This is a genomic window from Dyadobacter sp. (genome assembly GCF_051859145.1).
GTDB lineage: Bacteria > Bacteroidota > Bacteroidia > Cytophagales > Spirosomataceae > Dyadobacter.
This window is the reverse complement of record NZ_JBHYGF010000343.1, coordinates 3,548-4,596: the sequence shown is the minus strand read 5'-3', so window position 1 is coordinate 4,596 and position 1,049 is coordinate 3,548. Positions and strand designations below refer to the sequence as shown.

The 1,049-nt window shown below is 41.3% G+C and carries 1 protein-coding gene and 1 pseudogene; one reads left to right on the top strand and one right to left on the bottom strand.

Translation table 11 applies throughout. The annotated features are described in order from the left end of the window. Window positions 1–229: pseudogene (locus ACTIE6_RS18305) on the top strand (hypothetical protein); the annotation flags it as partial. A 2-nt stretch (window positions 230–231) separates the two neighbouring features. Here ACTIE6_RS18305 and ACTIE6_RS18300 read toward each other — a convergent pair. Further along, window positions 232–843, bottom strand: coding sequence for an RNA polymerase sigma factor (locus tag ACTIE6_RS18300; protein WP_439558017.1), 612 nt, complete (start codon window positions 841–843; stop codon window positions 232–234). Window positions 844–1,049: the final 206 nt, after the last annotated feature.

Below are 1,049 nucleotides of genomic sequence, written 5' to 3'. Positions count from 1 at the left end.
GAGTAGCGAATTATCCGACCAAAAAGGAGAGTATGAGATAGTCATGGATGTGCCAAAGAAGTTTACTTCTATCAATGTGACTATACCATTCTTTCCCGCAGAAAATCCGAAATATATGCGACTTTTTAAAACTAAGATAGGCACTAAAGATGGCCAGTCAACAAACAACTGCTGCATTGCCCAAATCGGTGAAAAAACCAGATATGATTTTAAATTAATCGCCAGGTAAGTCTAGCGCGAGAAGATAAGCAGTAATGTAATGAGCCCGGCTCCGATGGACCGCATCTGGAATTTCAATGCGCTGATTGCCTTGAACAATAAATTCGCAACAGATTGCCGGTTAACCTGCATTAAATCCGCGATTTGTTCATTGTCCATTCCTTCGTAGTATTTGAGGAATATCGCTTCTTTCTGGCGGCGCGGCAGTTCTTCCAGGGCACTTCTCACTTTTGCCTTATTCTCATCGAACAGCTCATTCCGTTCTATCTCGGTCTCAATGGTTTGATAGTCGGAAATCTGATTGGCCTGCTCGATGTCCAGCATGTGCGACGAATTATTTTTCCGGAACTCCTGCATCAACTGGTTCCGCAGTGCTCTCAGAAAATAAATGGTAACAAACTGGATTTGTATCTGCTGTCTTTTCTCCCAAATGTGAATCAGCAGCTCCTGAATGGAATCCTTGATGAACTCTTTGTCAGACGTAAAATTGGCAGCGTAATTGAAAAGCGTGCGGTATTGCTTGTCGGCGAGCTGACAAAATGCAAGACTGTCACCAGCCTGGGACTGATACCAGAGTTCCAGAAGAACCGAGTTCTCCTCAGCGATGCGTTGTCTTTTGTTCAAATCTTATCAGGTCAGACAACAAATTAACTGTTATTTAACAAAACTTAAAATATAAGAGCGAGTTTATTTTTTAATTTAAAATTATCTGTGGAGAAATAGTATTATATCAAAATATAAGTTTTAGGGAAGCTTGTCATACAACTCAGAAGCTTTGTCATACTGAGCGCAGTCGAAGTACTAGCACTATTGTTCTCGCTGGTGACTTC